This window comes from Streptomyces capillispiralis (assembly GCF_007829875.1).
Lineage (GTDB): Bacteria > Actinomycetota > Actinomycetes > Streptomycetales > Streptomycetaceae > Streptomyces > Streptomyces capillispiralis.
Map to the genome: position 1 here is coordinate 4,540,423 of NZ_VIWV01000001.1, position 26,599 is coordinate 4,567,021.

The 26,599-nt window shown below is 71.4% G+C and carries 26 protein-coding genes, 1 tRNA gene and 1 pseudogene; 18 read left to right on the forward strand and 10 right to left on the reverse strand.

The genetic code is table 11. The features are described 5' to 3' along the window. Nucleotides 1-294: 294 nt before the first annotated feature. The 4 genes from FHX78_RS19745 to FHX78_RS19760 form a co-directional block, all read right to left on the reverse strand. Complete coding sequence (locus tag FHX78_RS19745; protein ID WP_145868747.1) at nt 295-1,137, reverse strand: S-methyl-5'-thioadenosine phosphorylase; 843 nt, start codon at nt 1,135-1,137, stop codon at nt 295-297. Between the two features lie 200 nt (nt 1,138-1,337). Next, nucleotides 1,338-1,655, reverse strand: a complete 318-nt coding sequence (locus tag FHX78_RS19750; protein WP_145868748.1) for an FmdB family zinc ribbon protein — start codon at nt 1,653-1,655, stop codon at nt 1,338-1,340. A 67-nt stretch (nt 1,656-1,722) separates the two neighbouring features. After that, a complete protein-coding gene (locus FHX78_RS19755) occupies nt 1,723-3,009 on the reverse strand; it encodes an MFS transporter (protein ID WP_145868749.1) in 1,287 nt (428 codons plus the stop codon). Nucleotides 3,010-3,239: 230 nt separating this feature from the next. Further along, nucleotides 3,240-4,769 (reverse strand): potassium/proton antiporter, encoded by a 1,530-nt coding sequence (locus tag FHX78_RS19760; RefSeq protein ID WP_145868750.1) that lies wholly within the window; start codon nt 4,767-4,769, stop codon nt 3,240-3,242. A 243-nt stretch (nt 4,770-5,012) separates the two neighbouring features. On the opposite strand from FHX78_RS19760, the gene FHX78_RS19765 reads away from it, so the two are divergent. Beyond that, entirely contained in the window at nt 5,013-7,895 is a 2,883-nt protein-coding gene (locus FHX78_RS19765; protein ID WP_145868751.1) for a penicillin acylase family protein, read from the forward strand. Between the two features lie 61 nt (nt 7,896-7,956). Here FHX78_RS19765 and FHX78_RS19770 read toward each other — a convergent pair whose 3' ends face one another. Continuing rightward, nucleotides 7,957-8,595 (reverse strand): 5-formyltetrahydrofolate cyclo-ligase, encoded by a 639-nt coding sequence (locus FHX78_RS19770; RefSeq protein ID WP_145868752.1) that lies wholly within the window; start codon nt 8,593-8,595, stop codon nt 7,957-7,959. A 92-nt stretch (nt 8,596-8,687) separates the two neighbouring features. Here FHX78_RS19770 and galU point away from each other — a divergent pair, with 92 nt between their 5' ends. The 10 genes from galU to FHX78_RS19815 all read left to right on the forward strand — a co-directional run bounded on the left by galU (nt 8,688) and on the right by FHX78_RS19815 (nt 15,465). Next, nucleotides 8,688-9,599, forward strand: coding sequence for a UTP--glucose-1-phosphate uridylyltransferase GalU (gene galU, locus FHX78_RS19775; protein ID WP_145868753.1), 912 nt, complete (start codon nt 8,688-8,690; stop codon nt 9,597-9,599). Beyond that, nucleotides 9,596-10,918, forward strand: coding sequence for a molybdotransferase-like divisome protein Glp (gene glp, locus FHX78_RS19780; protein WP_145868754.1), 1,323 nt, complete (start codon nt 9,596-9,598; stop codon nt 10,916-10,918). Before galU ends, glp begins: the two co-directional genes overlap by 4 nt. Before the next feature lie 86 nt (nt 10,919-11,004). Continuing rightward, nucleotides 11,005-11,517, forward strand: coding sequence for a cyclic pyranopterin monophosphate synthase MoaC (gene moaC, locus FHX78_RS19785; protein WP_145868755.1), 513 nt, complete (start codon nt 11,005-11,007; stop codon nt 11,515-11,517). Then, nucleotides 11,514-12,047 (forward strand): MogA/MoaB family molybdenum cofactor biosynthesis protein, encoded by a 534-nt coding sequence (locus tag FHX78_RS19790; protein WP_145868756.1) that lies wholly within the window; start codon nt 11,514-11,516, stop codon nt 12,045-12,047. The genes moaC and FHX78_RS19790 overlap by 4 nt, the downstream gene beginning before the upstream one ends. Nucleotides 12,048-12,073: 26 nt before the next feature. Then, complete coding sequence (locus tag FHX78_RS19795; RefSeq protein WP_229923879.1) at nt 12,074-12,712, forward strand: GNAT family N-acetyltransferase; 639 nt, start codon at nt 12,074-12,076, stop codon at nt 12,710-12,712. A 4-nt stretch (nt 12,713-12,716) separates the two neighbouring features. Continuing rightward, complete coding sequence (locus FHX78_RS36850) at nt 12,717-12,881, forward strand: hypothetical protein (RefSeq protein WP_167531805.1); 165 nt, start codon at nt 12,717-12,719, stop codon at nt 12,879-12,881. A gap of 3 nt (nt 12,882-12,884) precedes the next feature. Continuing rightward, nucleotides 12,885-14,081, forward strand: a complete 1,197-nt coding sequence (gene sepX / locus FHX78_RS19800; protein ID WP_145868758.1) for a divisome protein SepX/GlpR — start codon at nt 12,885-12,887, stop codon at nt 14,079-14,081. Nucleotides 14,082-14,150: 69 nt separating this feature from the next. Continuing rightward, nucleotides 14,151-14,224 (forward strand) — tRNA-Ala (locus FHX78_RS19805). A 211-nt stretch (nt 14,225-14,435) separates the two neighbouring features. Then, nucleotides 14,436-15,170, forward strand: a complete 735-nt coding sequence (locus tag FHX78_RS19810) for an NERD domain-containing protein (protein ID WP_280117369.1) — start codon at nt 14,436-14,438, stop codon at nt 15,168-15,170. A gap of 25 nt (nt 15,171-15,195) precedes the next feature. Beyond that, a complete protein-coding gene (locus tag FHX78_RS19815; protein ID WP_145868760.1) occupies nt 15,196-15,465 on the forward strand; it encodes a hypothetical protein in 270 nt (89 codons plus the stop codon). Between the two features lie 189 nt (nt 15,466-15,654). Here FHX78_RS19815 and FHX78_RS19820 read toward each other — a convergent pair whose 3' ends face one another. After that, on the reverse strand, nt 15,655-15,999 hold the full coding sequence (locus FHX78_RS19820; RefSeq protein WP_145868761.1) for a hypothetical protein: 345 nt from the start codon (nt 15,997-15,999) through the stop codon (nt 15,655-15,657). A 35-nt stretch (nt 16,000-16,034) separates the two neighbouring features. Continuing rightward, a complete protein-coding gene (locus tag FHX78_RS37520; RefSeq protein WP_229923877.1) occupies nt 16,035-16,505 on the reverse strand; it encodes a hypothetical protein in 471 nt (156 codons plus the stop codon). 235 nt (nt 16,506-16,740) lie between these two features. On the opposite strand from FHX78_RS37520, the gene FHX78_RS19830 reads away from it, so the two are divergent. Together FHX78_RS19830 and FHX78_RS19835 are read left to right on the forward strand one after the other, a co-directional pair. Further along, on the forward strand, nt 16,741-17,097 hold the full coding sequence (locus tag FHX78_RS19830; protein ID WP_145868762.1) for a hypothetical protein: 357 nt from the start codon (nt 16,741-16,743) through the stop codon (nt 17,095-17,097). A gap of 368 nt (nt 17,098-17,465) precedes the next feature. Continuing rightward, nucleotides 17,466-18,949 (forward strand): annotated as a pseudogene (locus FHX78_RS19835) (helicase-related protein); the annotation flags it as partial. A gap of 58 nt (nt 18,950-19,007) precedes the next feature. Here the strand turns inward: FHX78_RS19835 and FHX78_RS19840 are convergent. Both FHX78_RS19840 and FHX78_RS19845 read right to left on the reverse strand, forming a co-directional pair. After that, nucleotides 19,008-19,211, reverse strand: coding sequence for a hypothetical protein (locus FHX78_RS19840; protein WP_145868763.1), 204 nt, complete (start codon nt 19,209-19,211; stop codon nt 19,008-19,010). A 691-nt stretch (nt 19,212-19,902) separates the two neighbouring features. Beyond that, nucleotides 19,903-20,382, reverse strand: coding sequence for a GNAT family N-acetyltransferase (locus FHX78_RS19845; RefSeq protein ID WP_145868764.1), 480 nt, complete (start codon nt 20,380-20,382; stop codon nt 19,903-19,905). Nucleotides 20,383-20,432: 50 nt separating this feature from the next. Between FHX78_RS19845 and FHX78_RS19850 the strand changes: the two genes are divergently transcribed. Both FHX78_RS19850 and FHX78_RS19855 read left to right on the forward strand, forming a co-directional pair. Next, the gene (locus FHX78_RS19850; RefSeq protein ID WP_145868765.1) at nt 20,433-21,245 is read left to right on the forward strand and encodes an exodeoxyribonuclease III; all 813 of its coding nucleotides are present in this window, start codon (nt 20,433-20,435) and stop codon (nt 21,243-21,245) included. A gap of 69 nt (nt 21,246-21,314) precedes the next feature. Next, on the forward strand, nt 21,315-22,394 hold the full coding sequence (locus FHX78_RS19855) for a hypothetical protein (protein ID WP_145868766.1): 1,080 nt from the start codon (nt 21,315-21,317) through the stop codon (nt 22,392-22,394). Here the strand turns inward: FHX78_RS19855 and FHX78_RS19860 are convergent. After that, nucleotides 22,391-23,011: a MerR family transcriptional regulator gene (locus tag FHX78_RS19860; RefSeq protein ID WP_145872074.1), complete on the reverse strand. Its 621-nt coding sequence runs from the start codon at nt 23,009-23,011 to the stop codon at nt 22,391-22,393. The two genes, FHX78_RS19855 and FHX78_RS19860, sit on opposite strands and share 4 nt — an antisense overlap. Before the next feature lie 177 nt (nt 23,012-23,188). Here FHX78_RS19860 and FHX78_RS19865 point away from each other — a divergent pair, with 177 nt between their 5' ends. From FHX78_RS19865 to FHX78_RS19875, 3 genes are read left to right on the forward strand one after another with little or no spacing between them, the layout of a single operon-like run. Then, entirely contained in the window at nt 23,189-24,709 is a 1,521-nt protein-coding gene (locus FHX78_RS19865; RefSeq protein WP_145868767.1) for a flavin-containing monooxygenase, read from the forward strand. Further along, nucleotides 24,706-25,656: an alpha/beta fold hydrolase gene (locus tag FHX78_RS19870; RefSeq protein WP_145868768.1), complete on the forward strand. Its 951-nt coding sequence runs from the start codon at nt 24,706-24,708 to the stop codon at nt 25,654-25,656. The genes FHX78_RS19865 and FHX78_RS19870 overlap by 4 nt, the downstream gene beginning before the upstream one ends. Continuing rightward, nucleotides 25,653-26,537, forward strand: a complete 885-nt coding sequence (locus FHX78_RS19875) for an SDR family oxidoreductase (protein WP_145868769.1) — start codon at nt 25,653-25,655, stop codon at nt 26,535-26,537. The genes FHX78_RS19870 and FHX78_RS19875 overlap by 4 nt, the downstream gene beginning before the upstream one ends. Nucleotides 26,538-26,599 lie beyond the last annotated feature (62 nt).

Here is a 26,599-nt window from a genome sequence, read left to right on the forward strand (position 1 = left end):
GCGGGGACATCGGCGCCGGGCGGCCGAGGCCCGGCGGGGGAGGGGGTGCGGTGCGCAGAAGGGACGGGGGAGGGGGAGCGGTGCGGGGAAGGGGAGCGGTGCGGGGAGGGAGAGCGGGACACGGGGACCACCACCTGCGACGAGGGACCGGCTTGCGACTCCCACGATGAGGCTTCCCGCCGATGCCCGCCGGGCCCTGTGGACGCCCACGGACCTGTGGACAAATCCGCCACCCGAACGAGAGCCTCCGCCCACCTGATGCAATCCCTGCATCCCCGGCCGGCCGTCGGCGGCCTACGGCAGCGCGAACCCCGGATCCATCCCGCCCAGCGCCGCAGTGCACAGACAGTCCCGCTCCTCCGTCGCCGGCAGCGCGGCCACGGCGTCGAAGAGCACCCCGCGCAACCGGTCCACGTTGGCGGCGAACACCCGCAGCACCTCGTCGTGGGAGACCCCCTCACCCGTCTCGGCGCCGGCGTCGAGGTCGGTGACCAGGGTCAGCGAGGTGTAGCAGAGCTCCAGCTCACGGGCGAGCGCCGCCTCGGGGTGGCCGGTCATGCCCACCACCGACCAGCCCTGCGCCTGGTGCCACAGCGATTCCGCGCGGGTGGAGAAGCGCGGCCCCTCCACCACGACCAGCGTGCCGCCGTCCACCGGCTCCCAGTCCCGCCCGCGCGCCGCCTTCAGCGCGGCCGCCCGCCCGGTGGGGCAGTAGGGGTCGGCCAGCGACACATGGACCACGTTCGGCACGGTGCCGTCGGGCAGCGGCAGCCCGTCGAAGAAGGTGCCCACCCGGGACTTCGTACGGTCCACGAGCTGGTCCGGCACCAGCAGCGTGCCCGGCCCGTACTCGGGGCGCAGACCGCCCACCGCGCACGGTCCGAGCACCTGGCGCGCCCCGACCGACCGGAGCGCCCACAGGTTGGCCCGGTAGTTGATCCGGTGCGGCGGCAGATGGTGGCCGCGTCCGTGCCGGGGGAGGAAGGCGACCCGCCGGCCGGCCACCTCGCCGAGGAAGAGGGAGTCGCTGGGCGCCCCGTAGGGGGTGTCGACCTGGACCTCGGTCACGTCGTCGAGGAAGGAGTAGAAACCGGATCCGCCGATCACGCCGATCTCGGCCTTCGCCATGTTCGCCATGGTGGGCACCCTAACGGCACCCGGAAACGCCGGAGACCCCGTCGTCGGCGGACGAGCGGGGTCCCGTGAGTTTTCGGCCTCACACGGCGCCGAACGCCCGGCAGGGCACGCGGCAGTGGTGCCGGAGCCGGGGGAGGCGGTGGTGCCGGACCCGGACGACGCAGTGGGCCGGACCCGGACGACGCAGTGGTGCCGGCGCCCTACGCGGCGGTGGTGCCGGAGCCGGAGGAGGCGGTCGACGCGCTCGAACCGGAGTCCGAGGAGGAGGACGAGGAAGCGGAGGAGCTCGTCGAGGACGATCCGGACGACTTCGACGACGCCGGGGAGCTGCTCGACGAGGAGCCGCGGCTGTCGTTGCGGTAGAAGCCGGAGCCCTTGAAGACGATGCCGACCGCCGAGAACACCTTCTTCAGGCGGCCCTCGCAGTTCGGGCATTCGGTAAGAGCGTCGTCGGTGAACTTCTGCACCGCCTCGAGGCCCTCGCCGCACTCGGTGCACTGGTACTGGTAGGTGGGCACTGTCTTCCTCCTGGCACTCTCACTCGATGAGTGCTAACGACGGTCCATAGTGACGTATTCCGGGGGTTCAGTCCACTGCGACGGGCTCGCGGTGACCCACGCCACGTGCGACGGTGCGCCCGCGCGGGGCCGTCGCCAGCCGTGATCGCAGTGCCAGCAGCGTCGCGAGGGCGAGCACCGTACCGGCCATCGGCACCAGGAATCCGGCGCCGTCCCAGAGGCGGTCCTCCAACTGTCCGGCGACCGTGACGGCCGCTGCCTGGCCGAGCGCGACGGCACCGGTCAGCCAGGTGAAGGCCTCGGTCCGCGCCCCGGCCGGGACCAGGTCCTCCACGAGGGTGTAGCCGGTGATCAGAGCCGGTGCGATGCACATGCCGACCAGGAGGCCCAGTCCGGCCAGGAGCAGCGCCGAGTGGGCGGTCCACAGGGCGGAGGCGGTCAGCGCGAGCGCCGTGTAGCCGACGACCAGGCGGTGCTGCGGCGCGGTCTTCCAGGCGATCGCCCCGCAGGCGATGCCGGACAGCATGTTTCCCGCGGCGAAGACGCCGTAGAGGACGCCGTTGAGGCCGGGTTCGCCGATCGACTCGGAGAACGCGGCCAGCGAGACCTGCATGCCGCCGAAGACGGCCCCGATGCCCAGGAAGGTCACGATCAGTACGCGCACCCCGGGGACGCGCAGCGCCGAAACGCGCTCCACGCGCGCGTGCCCGTCGCGGCCCGCCGCGGGCTGCGTGCCCTTCCGCGCGGCGAACAGCAGTCCGCCGACCAGGGTGAGAGCGGCCTCGGTGAGCAGGCCCGCGGCCGGGTCGACGGCCGTGCACAGGGCCGTGGCCAGCAGCGGTCCGACGACGAAGGTGAACTCGTCGGTGACCGACTCGAAGGCCGCCGCCGTGGTCATCAGCGGGGAGCCCTTGAGCCGTACGCCCCAGCGGGCGCGCACCATGGGCCCGATCTGCGGCACCGAGGCGCCGGTGGGGACGGCGGCGGCGAACAGCGCCCACAGAGGCGCGTCACCCAGCGCGAGCGCGGTCAGCGCCAGCCCGGACACCGTGTGCAGCAGGACCCCGGGCACCAGGACCGCGCGCTGTCCGTGACGGTCGGCGAGACGGCCGCTGTAGGGCGCGAACAGCGCCATGGAGACACCGGTGACGGCCGCGACGGCACCGGCCGCGCCGTACGAGCCGGTGGTGTGCTGCACCAGCAGCACGATCGAGATGGTGAGCATCGCGAACGGCTGGCGTGCCGCGAAGCCGGGGAGCAGGAACGTCCAGGCGCCGCGGGTGCGCAGCAGCCGGCCGTATCCCGGACGGGTGGCGGCCGCCGAGTCCTTCGACGGAGTGACCGTGGATGCCACGGCCCGTGCCTTTCTGCCACCTGGTAGCGCCGTCCCGCGCGGTGTCGTGCGGGCGCGCCGAGAGCTGTCCTCTTGCGCTGACTGCGGTAGATACCGGTGCCGCAGCTCAGGGCGTTCCGGCCGCCATACGGTCGCGCCAGCTCTGCGTCAGGCAGAGTTGGTTCGATCTGGGGGTCGCTTGCATCGTACAGGGATCAACCGTCCGGCTGTCTGTGAAGCGGAGCACGGTGTCAGCGGTCGGACGGTGATCCGTCGGTGCCCAGCCAGCCGGCCAGCTTGCCGCCGCGGCCCACCGCGCGCAGGCGCCGCTCGGCGGCGTCCCGTACCGGGTCCGTGGCGACGACGAGCAGTTCGTCCCCGCGCCGCAGCACCGTCGACGGCAGTGGCACGAAGGACGTGCCCTCCCGCACCACGAGGGTGACGGCGGCCCCGGCGGGCAGCCGCAGTTCGGCGACCTCCACGCCGTGCATCCGCGATCCGGCCGGGATGGCGACCGAGAGCAGATGCCCGCGCAGCCGCTCCAGGGGCGCCGACTCGATGCCGAGGTCGGCGGCCTCGGCGTCCTTGCCCAGCCGCAGCGTGCGGGCCAGCCAGGGCAGCGTCGGACCCTGCACGAGGGTGTAGACGACGACCAGGACGAAGACGATGTTGAAGATCTTCTCGCTCGCCTCGACGCCCTCCACCATCGGGATGGTCGCCAGGATGATGGGCACGGCGCCGCGCAGTCCGGCCCAGGACATCAGTGCCTGCTCCTGCCAGGGCACCCGGAACGGCACCAGGCACAGCACGACGCTCAGCGGCCGGGCCACCATGGTCAGCACCAGCCCGATGACCAGCGCGGGCACGATGTCGTCGCCCAGTTCGTGCGGGGTGACCAGCAGGCCGAGCAGGACGAACATGCCGATCTGGGCGATCCAGCCGAGGCCCTCGGCGAACCCGCGGGTGGCGGGCCAGTGCGGCAGCTTGGCGTTGCCCAGCACCATCGAGGCGAGGTAGACGGCGAGGAAGCCGCTGCCGTGGGCGATGGCGCCCGCCGCGTAGGCGACGACGGCGATGGCCATGACGGCGATCGGATAGAGGCCGGAGGCGGGCAGCGCCACGTGCCGCAGCCCCCAGGCGCCCAGCCAGCCCACCGCGAGCCCGATGGCGGCGCCGATGGCCAGCTCCAGCGCTATCTCCGCGAGCAGCATGTACCAGTGCTCGACCGGTCCGGCCGTGGAGAAGGCGACCACCAGGATGACGACGGGGGCGTCGTTGAATCCGGACTCCGCCTCCAGGGTGCCGGTCACCCGCGCGGGGAGCGGTATTTTCCGCAGCACCGAGAAGACGGCCGCGGCGTCGGTCGACGACACCACCGCGCCGATGATGAGCGCCTGCCGCCACTCCAGCCCGATCAGGTAGTGCGCGGCCGACGCCGTGACCCCGACGCTCACCGCGACCCCGACGAGCGCGAGCGCGGAGGCCGAGGGCAGGGCCGGTCTCACCTCGGCCCACTTGGTGCCCAGACCACCCTCGGCCAGGATCACGACCAGCGCCGCGTACCCGATGACCTGCGTCAACTCGGCGTTGTCGAAGTGGATGTCACCGATGCCGTCCTGGCCCATCGCGATGCCGATGCCCAGGTAGACGAGCAGGCTGGGGAGCCCGCTGCGCGAGGAGATCCGGACCGCTGCGACGGCGACGAGCAGGACGATCGAGCAGACGAGCAGGAGCTGGTTGAGGTGGTGGACAGTCAGCGGCCGTTCCCTTCCCTGACTCATGCGCGCCCGCGCCTGAGCACACGTACATCGCTTGCGATCCACCGCTTCCGCGGCAAACTACTTCGTTACCTTACCTAACTCTTGACGCTTTCTTGACGCGGATCGAGGCAAGATCGAACGGCCGTCCGGGCTGGTTCCCGACTCCGCGTCAAGTGCCACGGGCCCCTGCGCCTATCGTTGCTCCAGCGCTCAGTTAAAAGCACAGCCCGACCTGCCGCTCGCGTTAGGACAGCAAGGACAGCGATGCCCACCGACACCACCGCCTCCACGGGTCAGCAACCCGGCAAGTCCGGCAGGAAGAAAGGGCGTAAAGCTCGACTGATCGTGCTCGTCCTGGTGCTGGCCCTGATCGGCGGTGTCGCCTACGGGGGGTACTGGTCGGTCAGCACCGTGCGTGCCTCCTTCCCGCAGACCAAGGGTTCGATCACGCTCAAGGGCCTGACGGGGACCGTCGACGTCAAACGCGACGGCCACGGCATCCCGCAGATCTACGCCTCCTCCGACGAGGACCTGTTCATGGCGCAGGGCTACGTCCAGGCGCAGGACCGGTTCTACGAGATGGACGTGCGCCGGCACATGACCTCCGGGCGCCTGTCGGAGATGTTCGGCAAGGGCCAGGTCGACAACGACGAGTTCCTGCGCACGCTGGGCTGGGACCGGATCGCCAAGGAGGAGTACGACAAGAAGCTCTCCCCCTCCACCAAGAAGCACCTCCAGGCGTATGCCAAGGGGGTCAACGCGTACCTGGAGGGTAAGGAGGGCAAGGAGATCTCCCTGGAGTACGCGGCGCTGGGCTTCACCAACGACTACGCGCCCGAGCAGTGGACCCCGGTCGACTCCCTGGCGTGGCTCAAGGCGATGGCCTGGGACCTGCGCGGCAACATGAAGGACGAGATCGACCGGGCCCTGATGACCAGCCGCCTCGGCCCGAAGCAGATCGCCGACCTGTACCCGCAGTACCCGTACGACCGGAACAAGCCGGTGATCCAGGAGGGCCAGTTCAACGAGCTCACCGGGACGTACGAGCAGGGCGAGGGCACGGGAACCGGCACGGGAACGGGAACCGGCACGGGCACGGAGACCGGCATCGGGACCGGGACCGGCACGGGTACGGAGACCGGCACGGGTACGGAGACCGGCACGGGTACGGAGACCGGCACGGGTACCGGCACCGGCACCGGCACCGGCACCGGTACGGAGACCGGCACGGGTACCGGCACCGGTGGTTCCGCCCTGGAGGGGCAGCTGGCGGGTCTCCAGGAGGTCATGCAGGACCTCCCCACCGCCGTCGGCGTCAACGGCGACGGCATCGGCTCCAACTCCTGGGTCGTCGCCGGTGAGCACACCATCACCGGCGAGCCGCTGCTCGCCAACGACCCGCACCTGTCGGCCTCGCTGCCGTCCGTCTGGTACCAGATGGGCCTGCACTGCCGCAGCGTCTCCGCCAAGTGCCAGTACGACGTCACGGGCTACACCTTCGCGGGCCTGCCCGGCGTCATAATCGGCCACAACCAGGACATCGCCTGGGGCCTGACCAACTCCGGCGTCGACGTCACCGACCTCTACCTGGAGAAGATCACCGGCGACGGCTACCAGTACGACGGCAAGGTGGTGCCGTTCAAGACGCGCGAGGAGACCATCGAGGTCGCCGGCGGCACCGCGCAGAAGATCGTCGTCCGGGAGACGAACAACGGCCCCCTGCTCTCCGACCGTTCCGACGACCTGGTGAAGGCCGGCAAGAAGGCCACCGTCGACAGCGCGGCCCCCGACCGCGGCGACGGCTACGGCGTGGCGCTGCGCTGGACCGCGCTGGACCCGGGCCGCACCATGGACTCCATCTTCGCGATGAACCGCGCGAAGGACTGGGACGGCTTCCGCGCGGCGGCCGCCCTCTTCGAGGTCCCCTCGCAGAACCTCGTCTACGCGGACACCGAGGGCCACATCGGCTACACGCTGCCCGGGAAGATCCCCACCCGCGCGGAGGGCCACGACGGCTCCGTCCCCGCCCCCGGCTGGGACCCCGACTACGAGTGGACCGGCTGGATCGACCAGGACGCGCTGCCCTACGAGTTCGACCCGGAGCGCGGCTACATCGTCACCGCCAACCAGGCCGTCGTCGGCGAGGACTACCCCCACACGCTGACCACGGACTGGGGTTACGGCGCCCGCAGCCAGCGCATCACCGACCTGATCCAGTCGAAGATCAAGGACGGCGGCAAGATCTCCACGGACGACATGCGGCAGATGCAGCTGGACAACTCCAGCGCCATCGCCAAGCTCCTGGTGCCCCACCTGCTCAAGATCGACACGGGCGACAAGGACGTGCGCGAGGCGCAGAAGCTGCTGGAGGGCTGGGACTACACCCAGGACGCCGACTCGGCGGCGGCCGCGTACTTCAACTCCGTGTGGCGCAACATCCTGAAGCTCGCCTTCGGCCACAAGCTCCCCAAGGAGCTGCGGGTCAAGGGCCAGTGCCTGTGGGTCGACCCGGTCAACACCACCGGTCCCGCCGACGAGGCGGACAAGGTCCGCGAGTGCGGCCAGCGGGACGCCGGCGAGGCGCAGCCGGACGGCGGCGACCGCTGGTTCGAGGTGGTCCGCAAGCTGATGGACGACAAGGACAACGAGTGGTGGGCGACGCCCAAGAGGGGCACCCGTCCGGGCGCCGACAACCGTGACGAGCTGTTCAAGCGGGCCATGATCGACGCCCGCTGGGAGCTGACCGCCAAGCTCGGCAAGGACATCGACACCTGGAGCTGGGGCCGGCTGCACCGCCTGTTCCTGAAGAACCAGACACTGGGCACCGAGGGCCCCGGCTTCATCCAGTACGTCCTCAACCGCGGTCCGTGGAAGCTCGGTGGCGGCGAGGCCACGGTCAACGCGACCGGCTGGAACGCCGCCGGCGGCTACGGGGTCGTGTGGGTGCCGTCCATGCGGATGGTGGTCAACCTCGGCGACCTCGACAAGTCGCGGTGGATCAACCTCACCGGCGCCTCCGGGCACGCCTACAGCTCCCACTACGTCGACCAGACGGACAAGTGGGCCGAGGGCGAGCTGCTGGAGTGGCCGTACTCGGAGAAGGCGGTCGACAAGAGCACGAGCGACACCCTGCTGCTCAAGCCCTGACCCGGCCGGTCCCGCCGTCGAAGGCGTCCTCCACGCGCGCGTGGAGGACGCCTTCCGCGTATCAGGGACCCGGTGTTCCCGGGGGCCGGCCGAACCGCCGCACCCCGGAGGGCGTCACCACCGCGTGCACCGGCCGGTCGTGCGGCTCCTCGGGGACGCGTTCGACGACCTCGGGGGCGTACAGGAGCACCACCAGTGCCGGGTGGGCGCCCGCGCGCTCCAGCCGGGCGAGGACCCGGTCGTACGAGCCCCCGCCGCGCCCCAGCCGCATCCCGCGCGCGTCGACGGCCAGCCCGGGCAGCAGCACGACGTCCGCCTCCGTCACGGCCTCCGGGCCGAGGCGCTCCCCGGCGGGCTCGAAGAGGGCCATGCGCCCGCCGTGGCGCACCCGCGCGAGGGAGTCCGGCCCGGTGTAATCGCCCCAGTCCAGGTCGTTGTCGGGCAGCAGCGCGGGCAGCAGCACCCGTACGCCCCGCGCGCGCAACGTGTCCAGCAGCGCGAGCGTGCCGGGCTCACTCCCCACGGAGACGTACGCCGCCACCGTGCGCGCGGTGGCCAGTTCGGGCAGCGCGAGTGCCTGCCGGGCCAGCGCGGCCGCGAACTCCCGTACGTCATCCGCCGTCAACCCGTTCCTCACCGTGAGGATGTCCCGTCGCAACGCGCGCTTGTCAGGCTGACCCGGGCGATCATTGTGTCTCAAAGCTGTCCCTGTACCGTTCCGAATTGCTCATATCAGCAGTAAATAATCGGAGCCACAGATTCCTCACAATGGCACCCGATATGGTGTCGGGCATGTCTCAGTCGCACCCTCGGATCAGCAAGGCTGTCATCCCCGCAGCAGGTCTGGGCACCCGGTTCCTGCCCGCCACGAAGGCCACTCCCAAGGAAATGCTGCCGGTCGTCGACAAGCCGGCGATCCAGTACGTGGTCGAGGAGGCCGTCGCCGCCGGCCTCGACGACGTCCTCATGGTGACGGGCCGCAACAAGCGCCCCCTGGAGGACCACTTCGACCGCAACTACGAGCTGGAGTCGGCCCTCGGCAAGAAGGGCGACGCCGAGCGGCTCGCCAAGGTCCAGGAGTCCAGCGACCTCGCCACCATGCACTACGTCCGCCAGGGCGACCCCAAGGGCCTCGGCCACGCCGTGCTGTGCGCCGCCCCGCACGTCGGCAACGAGCCCTTCGCCGTCCTCCTCGGCGACGACCTGATCGACCCGCGCGACCCCCTGCTCCAGCGCATGATCGAGGTCCAGCAGGAGCACGGCGGCAGCGTCATCGCGCTCATGGAGGTGGCCCCCGAGCAGATCCACCTCTACGGCTCCGCCGCCGTCGAGGCCACCGACGACACCGACGTCGTCAAGGTCGGCGGCCTGGTCGAGAAGCCCACCGCCGAGGAGGCGCCCTCGCACTACGCGGTCATCGGCCGCTATGTCCTCGACCCCGCCGTCTTCGACATACTGCGCAAGACCGAGCCCGGTCGCGGCGGCGAGATCCAGCTCACCGACGCCCTCCAGCAGCTCGCGGCGGACGAGAAGGTCGGCGGCCCGGTGCACGGCGTCGTCTTCCAGGGCCGGCGCTATGACACCGGCGACCGCGGGGACTACCTGCGTGCCATTGTCCGACTCGCGTGCGAACGTGAGGACCTGGGCCCGGACTTCCGGACCTGGCTCCGCCGTTACGTCACCGAGGAGATGCAGCAACGTTGAGCACCGCCGCGCCCCGCACCGCAGGCCCGGACCACCTCTGGTCGGTGGACGAGCACCTGGCCGACATCCTGGCCACCGTCCGCCCGCTCGAGCCCATCGAGCTGAACCTCCTCGACGCCCAGGGCTGCGTCCTGGTCGAGGACGTGACGGTGCCGGTGTCCCTGCCCCCGTTCGACAACAGCTCCATGGACGGGTACGCGGTACGGGTCGCGGACGTCGCGGGCGCGAGCGAGCAGTACCCGGCGGTCCTGGAGGTGGTCGGGGACGTCGCGGCCGGCCAGGCCGACCTCCTCCACGTCGGCCCCGGGCAGGCCGCCCGCATCATGACCGGCGCTCCGCTCCCGCCCGGCGCCGAGACGGTCGTCCCCGTCGAGTGGACCGACGGCGGGCTCGGCGAGGGCCCGGTCACCGGGATGCGCGCCCGCAGCCTCGCCCCCGAGGCCGCCACCGGGCAGGTCCACGTCCACCGCCCGGCCGGGGCACGCGCGCACGTGCGCGCCCAGGGCAGCGACGTCAGGGCCGGGGACCGCGCCCTGACGGCCGGCACCGTCCTCGGTCCGCCGCAGATCAGCCTCCTGGCCGCGATCGGACGCGGCCGGGTGCGCGTACACCCGCGCCCGCGCGTGGTGGTGCTCTCCACCGGCAGCGAACTCGTCCAGCCCGACGAGGAACTGCGCGCGGGTCAGATCTACGACTCCAACAGCTTCGCCCTCACCGCCGCCGCGCGGGACGCCGGCGCCATCGCCTACCGCGTGGGCGCCGTCGCCGACGACGCCGCGACCCTGCGCGACACCATCGAGGACCAGTTGGTCCGCGCCGACCTGATGGTCACCACCGGCGGCGTGAGTGTCGGGGCGTACGACGTCGTCAAGGAGGCGCTGTCGCACGCCGCCGACGAGGACGAGCCCGGCAGCGGTGTCGAGTTCCGCAAGCTCGCCATGCAGCCGGGCAAGCCCCAGGGCTTCGGCTCCATCGGCCCCGACCACACCCCGCTGCTCGCCCTGCCCGGCAACCCGGTCTCCTCCTACGTCTCCTTCGAGCTGTTCGTCCGTCCCGCCATCCGCACCCTGATGGGCCTGACCGACGTGCACCGGCCGAGGGTCCGCGCGGAGCTCACCGCGGAGCGGGCACTGACCTCGCCGAAGGGCCGCCGCCAGTTCCTGCGCGGCCGGTACGCCGACGGCACGGTAACCCCCGTGGGCGGCGCCGGATCCCACCTCGTGGCGGCGCTGGCCCGGGCGAACGCGCTGATCGTCGTCCCCGAGGACACCGAGTCCGTCGCCCCGGGCGCCGAGGTCGAGGTGGTCCTGCTCGGCTGAGGGCGACCGGTTGGCGGTACCGTGTCGCGCACAGCAGGCCCGTGCGCCGCACCGCGACGGGCCAGGACCGGGAGCGTCACACGATCATGACCGTGCCATCCCGGGGGGAGACCCCCGGTTCCGCCGAGCAGCGCCGGCTGACCCACATCGACGAGGCGGGCGCCGCCCGTATGGTCGACGTCTCCGGCAAGGACGTCACCGCGCGCACCGCGCGGGCCACCGGCCGCGTCCTCGTCTCGCCCCGCGTGATCGAGCTGCTGCGCGGGGAGGGCGTCCCCAAGGGCGATGCCCTCGCCACCGCACGCATCGCGGGGATCATGGGGGCCAAACGCACCCCCGACCTGATTCCGCTGTGCCACCCCCTGGCGGTGTCCGGTGTGAAACTGGACCTGTCGGTCGCGGACGACGCCGTGGAGATCACGGCCACCGTGAGGACGACGGACCGCACGGGCGTCGAGATGGAGGCCCTCACCGCGGTCTCCGTCGCCGCGCTCACCGTGATCGACATGGTCAAGGCGGTCGACAAGGAGGCGGTCATCACGGACGTGCGGGTCGAGGAGAAGACGGGCGGCAAGTCGGGCGACTGGAGCCGGGCATGACGGCCGACGCACCGGCCGGTGCCGCGCCGTACCGCGCGCTGGTGGTCACCGCCTCCAACCGGGCCGCCGCCGGGGTCTACGAGGACAAGGGCGGCCCGCTGATCGCGGAGGGCCTGCGGCGCTTCGGGTTCGCGGTCGACGGCCCCCAGGTGGTCCCCGACGGCGACCCCGTGGAGGCCGCCCTGCGCGCGGGCGCCGACGCCGCCTACGACGTCATCGTCACCACCGGCGGTACCGGCATCTCACCCACCGACCGCACCCCCGAGGCGACCCGCCGGGTCATCGACCACGAGGTCCCCGGCATCGCGGAGGCCATCCGCGCGTACGGCCGGGACAAGGTGCCCACCGCCGCACTCTCCCGGGGCCTTGCCGGGGTCGCGGGCCGGACCCTGATCGTCAACCTGCCCGGGTCCGGCGGCGGGGTGAAGGACGGTCTCGCCGTCCTGGAGCCACTGCTCAGGCACGCCGTGGACCAGCTGCGCGGCGGGGACCACCCGAGACCGGACGCCACGGGCGGGGGTGCGAGCTGAACAGCCCACACTGGCCGGTCGAGCTGGTGGACGGCGACATCGTCCTCCGGCCGATAAAGCTGCGCGACCAGAAGGCCTGGCGCGAGGTCAACCGGCGCAACCGGGACTGGCTGCGGCCCTGGGAAGCGACCATTCCGCCGCCCACCCCCAGCGGCCCGATCACCCACCGGCCGACCTACCGTCAGATGGTGAGCCACCTCCGGGCCGAGGCGAACGCGGGCCGGATGCTGCCGTTCGTCATCGAGTACCAGGGGCGTCTGGTCGGCCAGTTGACGGTCGCCGGGATCACCTGGGGCTCCATGTGCTCCGGGCACGTCGGCTACTGGGTGGACGAGGCGGTGGCCGGCCGCGGGGTGGTGCCGACGGCCGTGGCGATGGTCGTGGACCACTGTTTCCGCGCCGTCGGACTGCACCGCGTCGAGATCTGCATTCGCCCGGAGAACGCGCCGAGCCGCAGGGTCGTGGAGAAACTGGGATTCCGCGCGGAGGGACTGCGTCCGCGATATCTCCACATCGACGGCGCCTGGCGCGACCACCTCGTCTTCGCGCTCACGGCGGAAGAAGTGCCCGACGGTTTGCTCGCCCGGTGGCACCGGGCACGCTCCCAGGAGCGGTCCGGCCACGAGCGGCACGACCGGGGAATCCCGCATGGACCGGGAAATTGAATAAATGTTCGAATTCAAGCGCGAAATGACCGCCTTCGGGCTCGGAATTCCCGGTTCGAGTGGCCGCCTGATCGCGGTCGTCACAAAAAATGTTCGAAATATCAGCCAGATCGTGCGACACACCGGCTCAATTGGCGGATGGCCCGCGCCAAACCCCTCTACCGTGTGAGGCGTGAGCAGCAGCGGCCTCATCTACGCAGTCATTGTCGGGGCCTGGGCCGCCTACTTGGTGCCGATGTGGCTCCGTAGGCAGGACGAGCTGAACGAGGCCCGTCCGACGGAACGCTTCAGCACCGCCATCCGTCTGTTGTCCGGACGGGCGGGCATGGAGCGCCGGTACGCCAAGGACCTGCGGGCGCGCTCCGCCGACGAGGGGGAGCAGGGCGTCCACGACCCGGATGCGATCACCGACTCGGTGGACGTCCGGGCCTTCGCCGTGTCCCGGACCCGTCCGCAGACCCAGGCACCCGTACCGCCCGCGCAGCGGCCGGAGCCGGCGCCCGCCCGGGCCGGCCGTCCCCCGCGCGACCACGCGGAGCGGCGGGCCCCGGAGCGCGGCCCCGTGCCGCGCCGGGTCCCGGCGGCCCGCCGTGGACCGGAGTCCGCGGCGGCGCAGGCCGCGGCGGCGCGCGCCCGGCGCTCGAAGGTGCTGGCGCGCCGTCGGCGCACCACGACGATGCTCTTCGTCGCCTTCACCCTCGGCGCGGTCGTCGCGGCGGTCGGCGGGCTCGCGTTCCTGTGGGCGCCCGGTGTGCCCGCCGTGCTGCTGAGCGCGTACATCGCGTATCTGCGCTCCCAGGAGCGCCGCCGTTTCGCGTACCAGATGGACCGCCGTCAGGCCGAGGTCGCGGCGCAGCGGCTGCGGGAGCGCGAGCGCCAGCCGCGCCGCCGCGCGGCCGTCGACGACGCCGACCCCGACGAACCGGAGGGACCGGAAGCGGGGGCCGACACCGACCCCGGCCTCCTGGCGCTCGCCGCCGACCGGCGCGCGCTCGTCGAGCAGACCGACCACGCCGAGTGGGTCGACCAGCAGCGTGAGCGTCAGCGGCGGCCCGGCCAGGGCGGCGACAGCTGGGACCCGGTCCCGGTGCCCCTGCCCACGTACGTGACCGCCCCGGTCGCCCCGCGCGCCACCAGCGGCGTGGACCTCGGCGCGCCGGACACCTGGAGCTCGGCCCGCTCCAGCGCCGTACCGGCGGAGGAGGCACCGGCGCCCGCGGAGGAGGCGGACCCGGACCCGGCGCCCGACGCCGACGACCGCAGCGACGCCCGCAGGGCCGCCTCGGCCCGCCGCTCCCGCGAGCGCGGACGCACACCGCTCTTCGACCAGTACGAGGACGGGGACCGTCCCAAGGCCGCCAACGAGTAGCAGGCGGCCGGTGGTGCCAACGGATTTCCGAGCACCCCGATGGGGATGCTAAAGTTTCACTCGTTGCAAGGGCCTGTGGCGCAGTCCGGTAGCGCACCTCGTTCGCATCGAGGGGGCCAGGGGTTCAAATCCCCTCAGGTCCACCGCAGCTGAGCCCCCGCCGAGAAATCGGCGGGGGCTTCTTCGTGTTGCCTCACGATCTGACACTCAGCGAAGGCCACTCCGGGCGCTCGTGCAGCAGCCGGCCCGCAGTGTAAGACGCAAGGCCCGCACGATCGAGGTCGGTAATGATCATGCAAGAGATCTAGGGTGGCGTCAGCCGCGCGGCCGTCGGTTCCGAAGCCCGCTCCGCCTGTGGGCCGCGAGCGCTGGTTCCAGCCGCGGCGTTCCGGTCATGCGTGGGAGCAGGAAGGACTGGACCACATTCGGCAGCGCATGCCGAAGGCCGAGTCCTACCGGGCGTGGGCGACGTTCCAGTTCACCGGCCCCTCGGGGCGGGTCAATGAATGCGACCTACTCATCGCCGTGCCCGGTGGCGTGTACCTGCTGGAGCCGAAGGGCCACCCCGGCAGGGTGGTGAACCATGGGGACACCTGGCAGTTTCACCATGACCGGGTGCGCACCCTGAAGAATCCTCTGCACCTCACCGACCTCAAGGCCAAGGAGCTGAAGGAGCAGCCGGCGCGGGCGGCGCGCGGCATGAAGGAAGACCCCAGAAGGGTGCCCTTCATCAAGCTGGCGGTCTTCCTGCACGCCCCCGGCCTGGTGAGCGATCTCGACGAGTTCCAGCAGACCGGGGTGTACGGACGGGACGGCGGCGGGATGGGACTTCCCGGCATCTGGGACGAACTGCTCGGACTGCCGCCGGAGCGGGAGAGCTGGCGGATCACCCCGCAGACCAGCGCGCTGCTCGAAGAGCTGATGAAGCGCGGAGCGCATGGGCGTGGTGCGGCTCTCGTTGGACGACCTGTTTTTCGCGGCTCTGCGGGAACTGGCCGGGGAACAGGGGGTCGAGTGGGCTGCACTGCTGCGCGCGTTCGCCGCGTTCGCCGCCTCGGGCACGCTCGGCGCGGGCCTCGCCTCCTATGAGCGGGCCGCCTGCGAGCGGGTCCTCGTGCGTGCGGTGGCGCCGGCGGAGCAGTCGGGTCCGCGTACCGTGCTCTTCGTCCACGAGGCCGCGCTCACCGCTCGCTACTGGTCGGCGGGCGGGCGCGAGCTGCTGGTGGCGTTGCAGGAGGCCGCTCGCCATGCGGGCGGCGCCCCGCACGGCCTGTGGCTGCTGGTTCGCATGGAGGATCCGGAGGCTTCGCCGGCCCTGGACGGCCGCACGGTGGACATCGTGGACCGGGCGAGCGAGTGGAGCCGCTCACGGGGCTGTTTCTGAAGGACCTCAAGGCCGAGAGCGCGGGTGCGGAGCGGGAGCAGCCGACGCGGCGGGCGTGAGGACCGCCCTCGGCCGCCGACCCGCCCCCGGCCGTTCCCGAGCGGTGCGGTCACCGCTCGGGAGCGAAGACCAGGGGGCGGCCGGTTGAGCACCGGTGTCCCGGATGAGCCGAGACTCGCGGGGACATCCTCAGGGAAGGCGGTGGCCCATCTTCGCCGACTGCCGGTTGTGGCCCTTCGTGTCCCACCACTCCTCCAGCAGCGCATGCACCAGGTGCACGAGCTGCCGGAGCCGTTCGGGGTCCGGGGCGGGCGAGGCGAGGACATCCGCGAAGGAACTGTCCTCCCAGGGCAGCGTGACCGCCCAGCGTTCGTCCTCCCGACCGGGGCGTTCCACCGTGAGCCGGTATGCCAGCACGGCGGCGCCGCCCGGACGGGGCTCCACCGACAGGTCGGCGACGGCGAACCTCGTGCTGCCGTCACCGGTCGTGTACGAACGGGCGAGCGCCTGCTCGGCAGGTGTCCGCTCCGCCATGGGCGATCCCTTCCTTCCCTGAGGCGTGTACGGCGTCAGCACTTGGCGACGGCCGCCGCGCGGGTCTGGTCCACCTTGTACGCAGTCAACAGATCGTCGCCTCCGGCCGGTGTACCGATGATCGTCCGGAACTTCTCGATCTTCGGGCAGGAATTCGTGTAGGTGGAGAATCCACCGCGGCCGTTGGGCTCCCCGGACCAGATCGCCGCGCTGATCTTCTTGTCCATGCTCGTGTTCCAGCCGTGGCGGGCCTTGATGTGCTTCCATCCCCACGTCTTGGTGCCGCAGCGCAGCGTGTAGAACTTGGGGCCACGGTAGTACTTGCGGACGACGTGGTTCTTGCCGTGGTTCTTGCAGGTGGCGGCGATGCTGTCGGCGGCGATCCCGACGGCTTTGCCGCCGGGGTCGGAGGCGGCGGACGCGGAGCCGGCCGGTATCAGCAGGACCGATGCGGTAACCCCGGCGGTCAGCGCCGTGTGGAGCACACAGGAAGCGGTGCGACGCATGCTTTCCCCCTCGTTGAGAGCCTCCGTGGTCAGCGGAGGCGCGGTGTCGCGGCCTTGTTCCAGACCGCGTTCATCCCAACACCCTGCGTTATGGACCGGCAAGGTATTTTCGGGCGGACTGGATCTTGGCGACTCCCCAAGGCGTGGTGGTGCCTGGTCGGCGGCACAGCAACTCCCCTTAGGATGCCGATGATTCAAGGCCGGGCTGGGGGAGCTGCGGCTAAAGATCCGTTGTGTGCCGGAGACCCTGCAAGAGGATCAGTTCGCGAAGGCCGCGACGCGTCACTTCCACGACGCGGACTACCTCCACACCGACAGCCGCCTGCCGTCCGCGGACCATCTGTACGGCTTCGCAGCGGAGTGCGCGGCGAAGAGCCTGCTGCTGCGGTTCACGGACGTCGTGATGGGGCCGTCCAACAGGCCTGAGATCGCGGATCCGGCGGATCCCGAACGCACCCTGCAGTTCGGCCATGTCAACGAGTTGGTCCGCGAGGTGAAGTCGCTCGCGCACGGGCGGGGCGGGGCACCCCTGTACTCGGTGCTCGACGACGGCCTCCAGGCGTTCAAAAGGTGGAACGTCAGCACCCGGTAGTCCGACGGCACGTACGCCCAGGCCGAGATGGTGGAGCGGCGCCGGGACGGGGCGCGGCGCATACTCCTCGTGCACGAGCAGGCGCTGCTCAACGGGAAGCTGCCGTGACGGCGCCGGCGGCTCCCGTCCGGTTCGACGAGGCCCGCACGCGCGCGTTCGACACCGCGCGCGAGGTGGCCCGGCGGGGTTTCCACGTCGTGTTGATGCGGGACGCGCTCGGCCGTTTCTCCCTGTCGTCGACGACAGGGAGAAGCAGAAGGAGGCCGTGCGACCTCGTCCTGCTCTTCGGCGGGAACAACGAGCAGACGTGGATGGGCTACGGCGACCTGTTCGCCGCCTGGCACTCCCTGGGGCAGGCGGCGCACATCAACCCCGAGGAACTGCTGGCCTGGCTCCAGGGATCGAGGAAGGGCCGCCGTCCCGCGCGGGTGGTGGCGCCCGACCTGCCGGGGACAGCGGGTGCCGACCGGACGGGGGAGGCAGCACCCGGCGCTGGCACGGTGGTCCCCACGGCACCGCCGCCCGGGGACGTCGAACTCGATTACGTCGGTTCCGTGGCGGGTGCCGCGGCCGTGATCGCGGCCCTGTACCGCGGCGAGAAGCGCCTCGTCTTCTGCGAAAGTCGGCGCCTGGTGGAGGAACTGGGCGCGCGACTCCGCGCGAAGGGCGTCACCACTTTCCTCTCCCATGCCTCCCTCTCGGTCGACGAGCGGCGGCGCGCCGAGACCGCCTTCGCCGAGGAGCGCGACTGCGTCATCGTCTCCACAGCACACTGGAACTCGGCATCGACGTGGGAGACCTCGACCGGGTGATCCAGCTCGACGCACCGCCCACCGTCGCCTTCTTCCTGCAACGCCTCGGCCGCAGCGGCCGACGCCCCGGCACCATGCGCAACTGCCTCTTCCTGGCGCTCGGCCACGAGGGACTGCTGTCGGCGGCTGCGCTGCTGCTCCAGTGGTCCCGGGGCTGGGTGGAACCCGTCGTCGCACCGCCCGAGCCCCGCCACCTGGTGGCCCAGCAACTCCTGGCCCTGTGCCTGCAGGAGAACCGGGTCGGCGAAAACCTGTGGCGGGAGTGGTGGGGTGACATTGGTCCCTTCGGCGGTGGTGCCGAGCCCGTCGGCCGCCACCTGGTCGAGCAGGGAAACCTGGACCGGGACGGCGGACTGCTCTTCATCGGACCCGAGGCCGCACGCCGTTATGGCTACCGGCACTTCATGAACCTGACCGCAGTGTTCACAGCCCCGCCGGAGTTCACCGTCCTCAATGGCCGCACCGAGATCGGCCGTACGGACCCCGATCTGCTCACCGAGCAGATCGACAACCCCCGGAAACTGTTTCTCGAGGGCCGCAGCTGGCTCGTCACCTACATCGATTGGAACCGCGAACGCTGCTTCGTGGAACCGGCGGACGGCGGGGGACGGGCCCGATGGAGCGGCTTCGGCGCCGAACGGGTCCGTTCCTTCGCCCTGGCTCGTGCGGCCCGTGACGTTCTCCTGGTGAGGACCCGCCCGTGCACCAAACCCAGCGGGCCACGGTCAAACCCGCCGAGGCGCGCGACGAAAACCTTCACCGTGTTCAACCGGGAGGGACGGTGGTCACCCGTTCCTCCGACGGAGACATCCGCTGGTGGACCTGGGCGGGGCACCGGGCCAACGCCACGCCGGCGGCCTCACTGCCAGCGGTCGTCGTCCCCGATGTCGACGGACATGCCGTACGCGGCCTGAAGGTCGGTGAGGCCCTGCCGCCCCGGCTCGCCGAGGGGGACGCTCGCCGTGCGCGGGGCGGACGAGGAAGGCGCCGGCAAGGCCCTCGGGGAGCCCGTACGCTTCGTGACGCTCGGCGACATGTAGGGCAGGGCCCGCCTTCACGGCAGCCATCGGAGCGCCGATGCCGCGCAGGGGACAAACCTCAGCAGCGGAATCCGCGGTCCCGGTCCCTGGGCTCGGAGTCCGGATATGCCGTGAACCACTCCTTCAGCAGATCTTCTTCGATGACGTCCGAAGAAAGGAAGTGTTTTACCTTGTCGTTCGCGGACAATAGCCCACTTGCAAGGAATTCCCAGTCGTTGTCGTAAGGGGAAACCTGGAAGTGCCCGATAGGCTGCACGCTCATACACGGAGTCATCGAGCGTGTCACCCAGCAGGTGAGAGATCGCGTAACCGAGCGCCACGCTTTCCCCCAGGCAGTGAGGCTCCGGAATGCCACCGATGAGTAGGTCGTCGGCGAGATCGGCGTAAGCCCGGGCGCAGTGGAGCAAGAACCAGTCCGACTGGGAATCCACGGTCCCCCTGAGAGGTTGCGCACCGGCGAAGCCATGACATTGCGTCACCTCCGCCCTGTAAAGCCGCGTTCAGGGCGGCGTCGAGCGCGTGAGCCTCAGAGGGAGTATCGAACGTCGCAACAGCGTCCAGTGTTGGGCCATGAGCTGTCTCATGGACTCAAAAGTACGGTTCCCTTGGCCTTGCGCTGAGTCAGGAAAAGGCGGTGCGGGAGACCCGATTCTTCCGACATGGCTGAACCTCCGGATAATGCACAGGCGTCAACAACGGAAGCGGAATCCCGCCACTGGATGACGCCTGGATGCGAAAGTTTGAGGTGACAGAAATGCCGGTTGTCCGGGTGCGTCCACAGACTCCTTGGCTGAGTAGCAGCCGGTGACCTGGCGACGGAGGAGACCCCCGTTGCTGCCTGGCGAACAGATTATTACAAGAGATACCGTCAACGTCAGGCGTTTGCGCTATTCAATGTATGAGAGAGCTGGACAGTAGCTGTTCGGCAAGCGCGGCTCACCCTTTAGTGTGTCTTACCGCAGCGCCTTGGCGTAGCAGCGGCTTTCCTCGTGGAAGCGGTAGTAGCCGAACTTCTCGCACGGCTCGTAGCCGCTGGAGGAGTAGAGGGCGATGGCCTCCGGCTGCTTCGTGCCGGTCTCCAGGACCATGCGGACGCGGCCGGCGGCGCGGGCGTCCTCCTCCAGGGCGGCCAGCATGCGGCGGGCCAGGCCGCGGCCGCGCATCTGGTCGATCACGTACATGCGCTTGAGCTCGGCGTCGCCGTCGCGGTTGCCCTCGCCGTTGGCGTCCTGGACGCGCCAGCCGCCGGAGGCCACGGGGACGCCGGCCTCGTCGTACGCGATCAGGTAGACGCCGTTCGGGGGCCTGAAGTCGGCCGGGTCCATGGGGGTGGCGTCGCCGCCGTCGCCGTAGCGGACGTGGTACTCGTTCTGGACCTCGGCGTCCAGCTTCAGGGCGTCGGGGTGGTCGTAGGGGACCCGGCGGATATCCATGCCGAATACCGTAAAACACGCCCCGACGTGGAGTGTCGTATCGTGCCCTGATGCTCACTGTGACCTCCGTCAACGTCAATGGACTGCGGGCCGCCGCCAAGAAGGGCTTCGTGGAGTGGCTGGCCGGGACCTCCGCCGATGTGCTGTGTCTGCAGGAGGTGCGGGCGGAGGCGAAGCAGCTGCCGGAGGAGGTGCGGGAGCCCGGGGGGTGGCACGTCGTGCACGCGCCCGCTGCCGCCAAGGGGCGTGCGGGGGTGTCGCTCTACACCCGGCGTGAGCCGGATCGCGTGCGGGTGGGGTTCGGGTCGGAGGAGTTCGACGGCAGCGGGCGGTACGTGGAGGCCGATCTGCCCGGGGTGACCGTCGCCTCGCTGTATCTGCCGTCCGGGGAGGTCGGGACCGAGCGGCAGGAGGAGAAGGTCCGGTTCATGGACCAGTTCCTCGCCCATCTGAAGGGGCTGCGGGAGCGGGCCGCCGCCGAGGGGCGGGAGGTCGTCGTCTGCGGGGACTGGAACATCGCCCACCAGCAGACCGACCTGCGGAACTGGCGCGGGAACACCAAGAACTCCGGGTTCCTGCCCGAGGAACGGGAGTGGCTGTCCCGGGTGCTCGACCCGGCGGACGGCGAGTACGTCGACGTCGTGCGGGCGCTGCACCCGGACGTGGAGGGCCCGTACAGCTGGTGGTCGTACCGGGGGCGGGCCTTCGACAACGACACCGGGTGGCGGATCGACTACCAGATGGCGACGCCGGGGCTCGCGGGCCGCGCGGTGAAGGCGTACGTGGAGCGGGCGGCCACCCATGCCGAGCGGTGGTCGGACCACGCGCCGGTCACGGTGGTGTACGAGCACGGGGCGGCCTGAGGCACCCGCGCCGACGTGCAACCGAACGGCTGTCCGGGGCGTCCCTGCCGGTGATCGGCAGAGGGCCCCATGGCATCGGACGGGAGCGCGGTGGCGTCCAGCAGACGAGTCGGGATCGGGATCGCCGGCGGGCTGGCGGTGCTGCTGGCCGCCGGCGGTGCGGTGGCCCTCGCGGGTGACGACGGCCGCCGGGTGTTCCCGCGCGCCTCGTACGATCCGCTGCGCGGCTCGGCCGCCGCGGAGGAGTGGGTCGCCCACGGGGATCACGCCGCTGTCGTCCGCGTCACCCGGGAAACGGCGGGCGAGCCCGATCCGGAGGAGGACTACATCCCCCGTCGGGTCACCGCGACCGTCACCCGGGTCGTCTGGTCCAGGCCCGGGGCGCCCCGGCTGCCCGAGGAGATCACCCTGCGGGTGAACGGCTGGTACACCACCCTGTGGGGCGGCAGGGAGGAGGCCACCCGTGAGGGAGCACCCCGGCTCGAACCCGGCCACACCTACCTCGTCGGCCTCGTCGGCCTGGGGGAAGGGGTGGAACTGATCGGTGACGACGCGGCTCTGCCCTACGATGCCGGGACCTTCGGGCGGGGGGAGTTCGAGGGCCGCGGTGTCGGCCCCGACGCGTACCGCAGGGCCGTCCGGGGGCTGCCCCGGGACGCGGTCGCCAAGTTCGCGGTCAGCGAGACGTACCGGCCGAGGACCCTGCCCGACGTCCGGCGGCTGCTGGAGCACACCTCCCCGCGCAACGTCTACCGGCAGGCGGCGCTGAACGGCCTCGGCACGGACGTGAACGTGGACCGACGGCCGGACGAGCACGCGGACGAGGGCGTCGGTGACCTCCCCGGCCGGATCCGCCGCACGGTCTCCACGCTCGACCCCGGCACCGGCTACTTCCTGTCGGTCGCCTGCTCCGGGCGCGACAAGAAGATCACGGTCGGGCTCACGGTCAACGGGGAGACCGTCACCCGCCGGCTGCCCTGCGCCCAGGGCGGCACGGGCGGCGAGCTGATGGCCGTCGAACGGCCGCACGGCGAGGTGACGTACGAGATCTCCTCCACGGGGTCCGGCGTCGGCGCCGTCGCGTGGAACATCTCGCCGGCCCCCGTGCGTCCCGGCCGGGACGGGCCCGGTCCGGACGGCGCCTTCTAGTCCTGCTTGCGCAGCCGCCGGTCCAGGGCCAGGGACAGTTCCGCGTCGACCACGCTGCGGGCCAGGGGGCGCAGACGGTGCAGGGCCTCCTCGGGGGCGTGGCGCAGGATCAGGTCGGCGAAGAGATCGGCCAGGGCGTCGGCGTGGGCGCGGGCCTCCCGGCCGGCGCGGAGCACCTCGGCGAGCGGGATGCCCTCGTGGACCAGGGCGGAGGACACGTCCAGCAGGCGGCGGCTGATGTGGACGATCTCCTGGCCGTCGATGCCGAGGTAGCCGAGGTCCAGCGCCGCGGCCAGGTTCTCCGGGGTGACCTGGCCGGCGAAGCGGTCGGCGAGTTCCTCGGGGGTGAGGCGGACGGGGACCTCGTCGGTCGGGGTGTCCACGCCGAGGAGTTCGCCGACGTCGCGGCCGTGGTCGAAGGCCTCGGCGAGTTCGGCTATGCCGTTCAGGGTGTGGCCGCGTTCCAGCAGTGCCGTGATCGTGCGCAGCCGGGCCAGGTGGTGGTCGTCGTACCAGGCGATGCGGCCCTCGCGCCGGGGCGGCGGGATCAGCTTGCGCTCGCGGTAGAAGCGCAGGGTGCGCACCGTGATGCCGGCCAGCCGGGCCAGTTCCTCCATGCGGTACTCGCGCCGCCCGCCGGGTCCCGCGTCGTCCTCTGCCACGTCAGCAGCCTAGGGCGTACCGGCGGTAACTTTCTTCGCATGCCCCCTACCCATCAGTACGGAGCTGCTCTACTCTCCCCATTGCGCCAGTGTTCACTGGCAGGGTTCTGAACGATGCGCGGAGGCTCTGGGATGGCCGAGCACGAACACGTACGGGTCGCGGTGGTCGGATCGGGGTTCGGTGGACTCGGGGCCGCCGTACGGCTGCGGCGCGAGGGAATCACCGACTTCGTCGTCCTGGAGCGGGCGGGTAGCGTCGGCGGCACCTGGCGCGACAACAGCTACCCCGGGTGCGCCTGCGACGTGCCCTCGCACCTGTACTCGTTCTCCTTCGCGCCCAACCCCGACTGGCCCCGCTCCTTCTCCGGACAGGAGCACATCCGCGCCTACCTCGAACACGTCACCGACGTCTTCGGACTGCGCCCGCACATCCGCTTCGACTCGGAGGTGAAGCGGATGGTGTGGGACACCGAGCGGCTGCGGTGGGACATCGAGACGAGCAGCGGCAGCCTCAGCGCGGACGTGGTCGTGTCCGCGAGCGGACCGCTGTCCGAGCCGAGGCTCCCCGACGTCCCGGGCCTCGACACCTTCCCCGGCAAGGTGTTCCACTCCGCCCGCTGGGACCACGACTACGACCTGCGCGGCAAGCGGGTCGCCATGATCGGCACCGGGGCGTCGGCGATCCAGATCGTGCCCGCCATCCAGCCGCAGGTCTCGCGGCTGACCCTCTTCCAGCGCACGCCCGCCTGGGTGCTGCCCCGCGTCGACCGCCCCATCACCGGCGCCGAGCGCGCGCTGCACCGGGCGCTGCCCTTCACCGCCAAGCTGCGCCGCGGACTGCTGTGGGGCGTACGGGAGTTGCAGGTCCAGGCGTTCACCAAGCACCCCGGCGAACTCGGCTTCGTCGAGCAGCTCGCCAAGCGCAACATGGCCCGCGCCGTCAAGGACCCGGCCCTGCGGGCCAAGCTCACCCCGGACTACCGCATCGGGTGCAAGCGGATCCTGCTGTCGAGCACGTACTACCCGGCGCTCGCGCGGCCCAATGTGGAGGTCGTCGCGAGCGGGCTGAGCGAGGTGCGCGGGTCGACCGTCGTCGGCGCCGACGGCACCGAGGCCGAGGTCGACGCGATCGTGTTCGGCACCGGCTTCCACGTCACCGACATGCCCATCGCCGAGCGGGTCGTGGGCGCGGAGGGCAGGACCCTCGCCGAGAGCTGGGCGGGCGGGATGCAGGCCCTGCGCGGCGCCTCCGCCGCCGGGTTCCCCAACTGGATGACGATCATCGGGCCCAACACCGGCCTCGGGAACTCCTCCATGATCCTCATGATCGAGTCCCAGCTGAACTACCTGGCCGACTACCTCCGCCAGCTCGACGTCCTGGGCGGCCGGGTCGCCCTCGACGCCCGGCCCAGCGCCGTGCGCGCCTGGAACCACCGGGTGCAGGAGCGGATGCAGCGCACGGTGTGGAACACCGGCGGCTGCACCAGCTGGTACATGGACGCGAGCGGGCGCAACACCACCATCTGGCCGGGGACCACGACCGACTTCCGGCGCGAGACCCGGCGCGTGGACCTCGCCGAGTACGCCGTCCTGCGGGCACCCGCCGACGGAACAGAGGCCGCCCCTCAGGAGAACGCCGAGGTGACCGCGTGAGCCGGCTCACCCACGTCACCTCCGGCCCCTACGCCCCGCCCGTCGCCGCCCGTGAACTGACCGTCCGCTCCGCCGACGGCACCCGGCTGCACGTCGAGGTGCACGGCCCCGACGGCGCGCCCGCGGTCGTCCTCGCCCACGGCTGGACCTGCTCCACCGCCTTCTGGGCGGCGCAGATCCGCGAACTGGCCGCCGACCACCGGGTCATCGCCTACGACCAGCGCGGCCACGGACGCACCCCCGCCTCGCCGGACTGCGGCACCGACACGCTCGCCGACGACCTGGAGGCCGTGCTCACCGCCACCCTCGCCCCCGGCGAACGGGCCGTGATCGCCGGGCACTCCATGGGCGGGATGACGATCATGGCCGCCTCCGCCCGGCCCGCCTTCCGGGCCCACGCCGCGGCCGTCCTGCTGTGCAGCACGGGCAGTTCACGGCTGGTCACCGAGTCGACGGTGGTGCCGATCCGGCCGGGACGGGCACGGACCTGGCTGACCGGACGCATCCTCGGCTCCCGCGCGCCGCTCGGCCCCGTCACACCGCTCGCCCGCCGGATCCTCAAGTACGCCACGATGGGCCCGGCTTCCGACCCGCACATGGTCGAGGCGTGCGCCCGGATCGTGCACGCCTGCCCGCGCACGGTCCGCCACGCCTGGTCGGCCGTGCTCCACACCCTCGACCTCGACCACGGCGTACGGCAGTTGCGGGTGCCCACCGAGATCGTCGTGGGCACCGCCGACCGGCTCACCCCGCCCGTGCACGCCCGGTCACTGGCCGCCGCGCTGCCGTCCTGCGCCGGTGTCACCGAGCTGCCGGGGGTCGGCCACATGACACCGGTCGAGGCCCCCGGCCAGGTCACCGCGAAGATCCGGGCGCTCGTCACCGCACACGTCACCGCCCACGTCACCGCCCCCACCCACGCCGTACCCGCCGAGGAGAGCGCATGAGCAGGGTCAGTCTCGAAGGCAAGGTCGCCGTCGTCACCGGAGCGGCGCGCGGCGTCGGGGAGTTGCTGGCCCGCAAGCTCTCCGCGCGCGGGGTGAAGGTGGCGCTCGTCGGCCTGGAACCGGACGCGCTGAAGGACGTCTCCGCGCGGCTGCACAGCGAGAGCGACCACTGGTACGCCGACGTCACCGACCACGAGGCGATGGCCCGGGTCGCCGGAGAGGTCAAGGAGCGGTTCGGGCGCGTCGACATCGTCGTCGCCAACGCCGGTGTCGCGGCGGGCGGCCCGTTCGCCGAGTCCGACCCGGAGTCCTGGCGGCGGGTGATCGAGGTCAACCTGATCGGATCGGCGGTCACCGCGCGGGCGTTCCTGCCGCTGCTCGCCGAGAGCCGCGGCTACCTGCTGCAGATCGCCTCGCTCGCCGCGATCACCCCGGCGCCGATGATGACGGCGTACTGCGCCTCCAAGTCCGGGGTGGAGGCGTACGCGCACAGCCTGCGGGCCGAGGTCGGGCACCGGGGTGTGAAGGTCGGCGTCGGCTATCTGTCGTGGACCGACACCGACATGGTGCGCGGCGCCGACCAGGACGACGTGATGCGGGAGTTGCGCCGGCGGCTGCCGTGGCCGTCCAACAAGACCTACCCCCTCGGGCCCGCCGTGGACCGGCTGGTGGCCGGGATCGAGCGGCGCGCGAGCCATGTGTACGGGCAGTGGTGGCTGCGCGGGATGCAGGGCGTGCGCGGGTATCTCCCCGCGCTCATCGGGACGGTGGGGCAGCGGGAGGTGCGGCGGTTCGCGGACCGGCTCGGCGGCGTGCGCACGGGCCTGGTCGGAGCGGGCGGAAACGCCGACGAACAGCACCGCGCCACTGTGCGTGACTGATCGACATGCGCGGGGTGACGGGCCGTGTGAATCTGGTCGGGCAAGTTCCCCCACCCCACAAC

Excerpts from the sequence above, each read along its gene's own strand:
- FHX78_RS37520 (WP_229923877.1), bottom strand. The coding sequence starts at position 16,505 with ATGCGTCGCACCGCTTCCTGTGTGCTCCACACGGCGCTGACCGCCGGG.
- FHX78_RS19840 (WP_145868763.1), bottom strand. The coding sequence starts at position 19,211 with ATGAGCGTGCAGCCTATCGGGCACTTCCAGGTTTCCCCTTACGACAAC.
- FHX78_RS19850 (WP_145868765.1), top strand. The coding sequence starts at position 20,433 with ATGCTCACTGTGACCTCCGTCAACGTCAATGGACTGCGGGCCGCCGCC.
- FHX78_RS19855 (WP_145868766.1), top strand. The coding sequence starts at position 21,315 with ATGGCATCGGACGGGAGCGCGGTGGCGTCCAGCAGACGAGTCGGGATC.
- FHX78_RS19865 (WP_145868767.1), top strand. The coding sequence starts at position 23,189 with ATGGCCGAGCACGAACACGTACGGGTCGCGGTGGTCGGATCGGGGTTC.
- FHX78_RS19820 (WP_145868761.1), bottom strand. The coding sequence starts at position 15,999 with ATGGCGGAGCGGACACCTGCCGAGCAGGCGCTCGCCCGTTCGTACACG.
- galU (WP_145868753.1), top strand. The coding sequence starts at position 8,688 with ATGTCTCAGTCGCACCCTCGGATCAGCAAGGCTGTCATCCCCGCAGCA.
- FHX78_RS19745 (WP_145868747.1), bottom strand. The coding sequence starts at position 1,137 with ATGGCGAACATGGCGAAGGCCGAGATCGGCGTGATCGGCGGATCCGGT.
- FHX78_RS19760 (WP_145868750.1), bottom strand. The coding sequence starts at position 4,769 with ATGAGTCAGGGAAGGGAACGGCCGCTGACTGTCCACCACCTCAACCAG.
- FHX78_RS19790 (WP_145868756.1), top strand. The coding sequence starts at position 11,514 with ATGACGGCCGACGCACCGGCCGGTGCCGCGCCGTACCGCGCGCTGGTG.
- FHX78_RS19765 (WP_145868751.1), top strand. The coding sequence starts at position 5,013 with ATGCCCACCGACACCACCGCCTCCACGGGTCAGCAACCCGGCAAGTCC.
- FHX78_RS19875 (WP_145868769.1), top strand. The coding sequence starts at position 25,653 with ATGAGCAGGGTCAGTCTCGAAGGCAAGGTCGCCGTCGTCACCGGAGCG.
- FHX78_RS19860 (WP_145872074.1), bottom strand. The coding sequence starts at position 23,011 with ATGGAGGAACTGGCCCGGCTGGCCGGCATCACGGTGCGCACCCTGCGC.
- moaC (WP_145868755.1), top strand. The coding sequence starts at position 11,005 with ATGACCGTGCCATCCCGGGGGGAGACCCCCGGTTCCGCCGAGCAGCGC.
- FHX78_RS36850 (WP_167531805.1), top strand. The coding sequence starts at position 12,717 with ATGTTCGAATTCAAGCGCGAAATGACCGCCTTCGGGCTCGGAATTCCC.
- FHX78_RS19845 (WP_145868764.1), bottom strand. The coding sequence starts at position 20,382 with ATGGATATCCGCCGGGTCCCCTACGACCACCCCGACGCCCTGAAGCTG.